The sequence below is a fragment of the Nioella sp. genome, assembly GCF_964229645.1.
Lineage (GTDB): Bacteria > Pseudomonadota > Alphaproteobacteria > Rhodobacterales > Rhodobacteraceae > Nioella.
Map to the genome: position 1 here is coordinate 1 of NZ_CAXREX010000046.1, position 5,253 is coordinate 5,253.

The 5,253-nt window shown below is 67.1% G+C and carries 7 protein-coding genes; 2 read left to right on the forward strand and 5 right to left on the reverse strand.

The features are described from left to right. Window positions 1-83: 83 nt before the first annotated feature. Genes ACEQXV_RS03070 through gatC form a run of 4 tightly spaced genes read right to left on the reverse strand, consistent with a single transcriptional unit; the run spans window position 84 to window position 3,190 of the window. The gene (locus ACEQXV_RS03070; protein ID WP_370254998.1) at window positions 84-734 is read right to left on the reverse strand and encodes an N-acetylmuramoyl-L-alanine amidase; all 651 of its coding nucleotides are present in this window, start codon (window positions 732-734) and stop codon (window positions 84-86) included. Next, the gene (locus ACEQXV_RS03075) at window positions 731-1,387 is read right to left on the reverse strand and encodes a hypothetical protein (RefSeq protein ID WP_370254999.1); all 657 of its coding nucleotides are present in this window, start codon (window positions 1,385-1,387) and stop codon (window positions 731-733) included. The genes ACEQXV_RS03070 and ACEQXV_RS03075 overlap by 4 nt, the downstream gene beginning before the upstream one ends. Window positions 1,388-1,418: 31 nt before the next feature. Continuing rightward, window positions 1,419-2,903: an Asp-tRNA(Asn)/Glu-tRNA(Gln) amidotransferase subunit GatA gene (gene gatA, locus ACEQXV_RS03080; protein ID WP_370267845.1), complete on the reverse strand. Its 1,485-nt coding sequence runs from the start codon at window positions 2,901-2,903 to the stop codon at window positions 1,419-1,421. Continuing rightward, complete coding sequence (gene gatC / locus ACEQXV_RS03085; RefSeq protein ID WP_370255002.1) at window positions 2,903-3,190, reverse strand: Asp-tRNA(Asn)/Glu-tRNA(Gln) amidotransferase subunit GatC; 288 nt, start codon at window positions 3,188-3,190, stop codon at window positions 2,903-2,905. The genes gatA and gatC overlap by 1 nt, the downstream gene beginning before the upstream one ends. 168 nt (window positions 3,191-3,358) lie before the next feature. Between gatC and ACEQXV_RS03090 the strand changes: the two genes are divergently transcribed. Then, window positions 3,359-4,051: a metal-dependent hydrolase gene (locus ACEQXV_RS03090; RefSeq protein WP_370255003.1), complete on the forward strand. Its 693-nt coding sequence runs from the start codon at window positions 3,359-3,361 to the stop codon at window positions 4,049-4,051. A gap of 91 nt (window positions 4,052-4,142) precedes the next feature. Here the strand turns inward: ACEQXV_RS03090 and ACEQXV_RS03095 are convergent, their stop codons facing one another. Further along, window positions 4,143-4,595 carry a nucleoside deaminase gene (locus tag ACEQXV_RS03095; RefSeq protein ID WP_370267847.1) on the reverse strand — a complete coding sequence of 151 codons (453 nt, stop codon included), beginning with the start codon at window positions 4,593-4,595 and terminating at the stop codon, window positions 4,143-4,145. Between the two features lie 52 nt (window positions 4,596-4,647). Here ACEQXV_RS03095 and ACEQXV_RS03100 point away from each other — a divergent pair. Further along, window positions 4,648-5,253 (forward strand): pseudouridine synthase (locus ACEQXV_RS03100; RefSeq protein WP_370267849.1); only part of this gene is annotated, 606 nt, incomplete at its 3' end.

Genomic DNA, 5,253 nt, shown 5'->3' on the forward strand with positions numbered 1-5,253 from the left:
ACCGGGGCCGTCAAGAGCGGCCGCGAAATCCGGCGCGGATTTCGACCGGTTTTCTTCGACAGAAAACCGGCGCACGGCAGCTGTCAGGCCGGGTGCCGGTCGGCGAGATCGGCCATGATCCCCATGTCGCGCGCATCGAGCGGCCCCGTGGCGCGCGGCCGGAAGCGCAGGCGCAGCGTGGCAAGCAGCACCTCGTCGGCCATCTCCGGGTAGCCGAAACGCGCCGAATCGGCGCGAAAGCGCGGCCAGTCGGGCGGCAGATCACGGGCGTCAGGCCAGACCGACAGGCCCTGCCGCGCCAGCCTGTGCCAGTCGAACCGGGGGCCCGGGTCGATCTTGCGCCCCGGCGCCATGTCGGAATGGGCGATCACGCCCTTGGGCGGGATCGACCAGCGTGCGAGAATGCCGGGTAAAAGCGCCTCCAGTGCCGCGATCTGGCGCGCGGCAAAAGGGGCGTCTCCGGGATTGGCCAGCTCGATCCCGATCGAGCGCGAATTGACATCCCCCCGCCCGGCCCATTCGCCCGCGCCTGCATGCCAGGCGCGCATCGCCTCGTCGACCAGGGCCATCACCTCGCCCGCTTCCGAGATCAGGTAATGGGCAGACACTTCGCGCGCGGGGTCGCACAGCGCCTTCAGGGCGCCCGAGCAGCTGTCCATCGCGGTATAATGCAGAACGACCAGTTCCGGCCTCAGCCCGTCGCGGCGGGGGCCGAAATTGGGCGAGAGGCTCACTGGTTGCGGGCAGCCGCCGCCGCGTTGCGGTAGACGGTCGGATCCCATCCGCAGGCATAACCGTCGCCATCGGGGTCGAGCGCCTGGCGGTCGCGTTCCGGCCCGCCCATGGACAGGAACGCCTCTTGCGCGAGGTCGTCCGAGCGGTAGGCCAGGCAGTTGCGTTCATGCCGCCCGAGATTGAGCGACATGCGCCGATAGACCTGCTGGCCCACGGGATGGGTGGTGGTCAGCGCGTATTCGATGATGTTCGGGCCGGTCGACCCGGGGCGGTCGGGCACCGCCGTGGGGGCGATCTCGACACGCTGTTCCTGCATGCGCGCCAGCCGCTCGGCATCGGATTCGATGCTTTCGCGGCCGCTCACCGCCTCGAAATCCTGCTCATCGGAAATGCCGCTGTTCTGCCCGAAGCTGGTCGGGCTCCCGCCCTCGGCCTCGTCGATGGCGCCCTCGGCCAGCGCCGCGATGTCGGTCTCGCCGCCGCTACTGCGGTCGGGCGGCAGGATGGTTTGCGGCTGGCCCGACAGGGCCGCCTCGCGCGCGGTGCGGTCCTGGTCGTAGCTGCCAAAGCCCACGCCACGGGAATCCTCCGGCTGGGAAGCACAAGCCCCCAGAACCAGGATCGACAGCCCAATGAGCGCCACAGTCCGCATCTTGCCTACCTCGAAAAGCCTTTCGGGGGCTTTACCACCATTTCGCGGGCTTCGCCACAAAGCCTGCAGCGTTTTCCAGCGCATAGGCGGTGTTCAGCAGATCGCCCTCTTCCCACGGCCGGCCAATGAGTTGCAGCCCAAGCGGCAGACCGCTCGCGTCCAGCCCGGCGGGCACGGCGATACCGGGCAGGCCTGCGAGGTTCACGGTCACGGTGAAGACGTCGTTGAGATACATTTCGACCGGGTCCGAGACCTCCTTGCCGAGCGCGAAGGCCGCCGACGGCGTGGCCGGGGTCAGGATGCTGTCGACGCCTGCGGCGAAGACATCGTCGAAATCCTTCTTGATCAGCGCGCGCACCTTGCGGGCGCGATTGTAATAGGCGTCGTAAAAGCCCGCCGACAGCACGTAGGTGCCGACCATGACGCGGCGCTTGACCTCGGCCCCGAAACCCTCGGCGCGGGTCTTTTCATACATCTCGGTGATGCCGTCGCCCTGCGAAAGCTTGGCGCGATGGCCAAAGCGCACCCCGTCGTAACGCGCGAGGTTCGACGACGCCTCGGCGGGCGCGATCACGTAATAGGTGGGCAGCGCATACTTGGTGTGCGGCAGGCTGATGTCGCGGATCTCGGCGCCCGCATCCTTCAGCATCTCGGCGCCCTGGTGCCAGAGCTTCTCGATCTCCTCGGGCATGCCGTCCATGCGGTATTCCTTGGGAATGCCGATGACCTTGCCGCGAATGTCGCCGGTCAGCATCGCCTCGAAATCCGGCACGGCCAGGTCGGCCGAGGTCGAGTCCTTGGGGTCATGCCCCATCATCGCGCGGCCCATGATCGCCGCGTCGCGCACGGTCTTGGTCATCGGGCCGGCCTGGTCGAGCGACGACGCAAAGGCCACGATGCCCCAACGCGAACAGCGCCCGTAGGTGGGCTTGAGGCCAACGGTTCCGGTGAAGGCGGCAGGCTGTCGGATCGAGCCGCCGGTATCGGTGCCGGTCGCGGCAAGGCAGAGATCGGCCGCCACGGCAGAAGCCGAGCCGCCCGAGGAGCCGCCGGGCGTCAGCAGCTCGTCGCCATTGCGGGCCTTCCACGGGTTGACCGCGTTGCCATAGACCGAGGTCTCGTTCGACGAGCCCATGGCGAATTCGTCCATGTTGAGCTTGCCGAGCATGACCGCGCCCGCGTCTTTCAGCTGGCCCGAGACGGTCGATTCATATTCCGGCTTGAACCCTTCGAGGATGCGCGATGCCGCCTGGCTGTTCACGCCCTCGGTGCAAAAGAGATCCTTGATGCCCACGGGAATGCCGCACATGTCGGGCGCATCGCCCGCCGCGATCCGCGCGTCGGCGGCCCTGGCCCGCTCCAGCGCCAGCTCGGGCGTCCTGTGCACGAAGGCGCCAAGCGCCCCGGCCCCGTCGATGGCGGCGAGGCAGGATTCGGTCAGCGCCACCGAGGTGGTTTCGCCCTTGCGCAGCGCGTCGCGCGCCTCTGCGATGGTCAGCTTGTTGAGATCGGTCATTATTCCACCACCTTCGGAACCGCGAAAAAGCCCTCGCGCGCATCGGGTGCGTTGGCCAGAACCTTGGCCTGCTGGTCCCCGTCGGTCACCACGTCCTCGCGGCGCTTGAGCCGCATCGGCGTGACCGAGGTCATCGGCTCCACGTCATCGACGTTCAGTTCCTGCAGCTGCTCGATGAAGCCGAGGATCGCGTTGAACTCGCCTGCCAGCGCGGGCAGGTCTTCGGGGTCCACCTTGATGCGCGCGAGTTTGGCGACGCGGGCGGCGGTCTCGATGTCAATGGACATGGGGCAGGACACCTTCGGTCTTGGGCGGTCTTGATCGGGCTCGGGTTTACCGGGCAAGGGGCGGGGCCGCAAGCGTCTGCAAAGGGGAATTCGGGCGAATCCCGTTTGACGGCGGCCCGGCAGCGGCTAACCTTCGTCGAAAGTGCTCGAAAGAACCGGGAGGATCCCATGAACATCATCTGGCTCGGCCATAGCGGCTTTCGCATCGAAATCGCGGGACAGGTCCTGCTGGTGGACCCGTGGATGACCGGAAACCCGGTCTTCCCGGCCGAGCGTCGTGACGAGGCGATCGGGGGGGCCACCCACATCCTGTTGACCCATGCCCATGGCGATCATTCCACCGATGTGCTGCCCGTGGCCCGCGAACTGGGCATCCCCGTTGTCGGCCAATACGATGTGATGTCCCACTGGGCCGAAACCGAGGGCGTGGAAACCGTCGGCTTCAACAAGGGCGGCACGGTGAAGCTGGGGGACGTTACGGTCACCATGGTGAACGCGGTGCATTCTTCTGGCTTCGGCAGCCCGGACGGGCCGACCTACGGCGGCACCGAATGCGGCTTCATGATCGCGGCCGAAGGCAGGACGATCTATGTTTCGGGCGACACGGACGTGATGGCCGATATGGGGGTGCTGGCGGACCTGCACGCGCCTGATATCGGCATCCTGGCCGCTGGCGGGCATTTCACCATGGACATGCGCCGCGCGGCCTACGCGGCGAAAAAGTTCTTCGATTTCAAGACGGTGATCCCCTGTCACTACCGCACCTTCCCGATCCTCGAACAATCGGCAGAGGCGCTGGCCGCTGCCCTGCCCGGCGTCGACGTGATCGAGCCCGAGGTCATGGAGGCGATTGCGCTCTGAGGGGTTTCGAATGGCCTTCGGCCATCCGACCGATGCGAGGGGGCGCTGCCCCCCCGCGCTCCCCCGGGGTATTTCTACCAAGAAGAAGGGGTCAGCGGCGGTTTGCAAAGAAGGCTTTGAGCATCTCCGAGGCCTCGCGTTCGCCGATCCCGCCATAGACCTCGGGCTTGTGATGGGCCTGGGGGTGATCGAAGATGCGCGGGCCCTGCGCCACGCCGCCCGATTTCGGATCGGCCGCCCCGTAATAGAGCCGCGCAATGCGGGCCGCTGAAATGGCACCTGCGCAGGCCGGGCACGGCTCTAGCGTGACGTAGAGATCACAGCCCGTCAGCCGTTCGGAGCCAAGCGCCGCGCAGGCCGCGCGAATGGCCAGCATCTCGGCATGGGCCGTGGGGTCCTTCAACTCGCGCATCCGGTTGCGCGTGCGCGCCAACACCGTGCCATCGGGGCCAACCAGCACCGCGCCGACGGGCACCTCACCGGCCTTTGCGGCGCTCTGCGCCTCGGCCAGGGCGCTGTCCATATGGCTGTTGAAACCGGTCATATCCTCCCATTGCCGCTTTCCAAGCCGCTGTCAAACCGCTAACTCCGCTTCCATGAGTACCGATACCCCAGAAGGCGACCGCATCGCCAAGGTCCTGTCGCGCGCCGGCATCGCCAGCCGCCGCGAGGCCGAACGCATGATCGAGGCGGGCCGCGTCGCCGTGAACGGCAAGACCATCGCCAGCCCCGCCCTGAACGTGACCGCGAAGGACAAGATCACCGTCGATGGCAAGGAGGTGGGCGCGCCCGAACGGCCGCGCCTTTGGCTCTATCACAAGCCCACCGGGCTGGTGACCACGACCGCCGACGAAAAGGGGCGCGAAACGGTCTTCGACAAGCTGCCCGAGGGCATGCCGCGGGTGATGAGCGTGGGCCGGCTCGATCTCAATTCCGAGGGGCTGCTGCTTCTGACCAATGATGGCGGCATCAAGCGCAAGCTGGAGCTGCCCTCTACCGGTTGGCTGCGCAAGTACCGGGTGCGCGTGAAGGGCGCGCCCAAGGACGAGGACCTCGCCCCGCTGCGCAAGGGCGTGACCATCGAGGGCGAACGCTTTCAGCCCATGGACGTGACGCTCGACCGGCAGCAAGGCGCCAATGCCTGGCTCACAGTGGGGCTGCGCGAGGGCAAGAACCGCGAGATTCGCCGCGCCATGGGGGAA

Bases quoted from the DNA above. Each gene is read 5' to 3' on its own strand.
- ACEQXV_RS03075 (WP_370254999.1), bottom strand. From the start codon at position 1,387: ATGCGGACTGTGGCGCTCATTGGGCTGTCGATCCTGGTTCTGGGGGCT.
- gatA (WP_370267845.1), bottom strand. From the start codon at position 2,903: ATGACCGATCTCAACAAGCTGACCATCGCAGAGGCGCGCGACGCGCTG.
- ACEQXV_RS03090 (WP_370255003.1), top strand. From the start codon at position 3,359: ATGAACATCATCTGGCTCGGCCATAGCGGCTTTCGCATCGAAATCGCG.
- ACEQXV_RS03095 (WP_370267847.1), bottom strand. From the start codon at position 4,595: ATGACCGGTTTCAACAGCCATATGGACAGCGCCCTGGCCGAGGCGCAG.
- gatC (WP_370255002.1), bottom strand. From the start codon at position 3,190: ATGTCCATTGACATCGAGACCGCCGCCCGCGTCGCCAAACTCGCGCGC.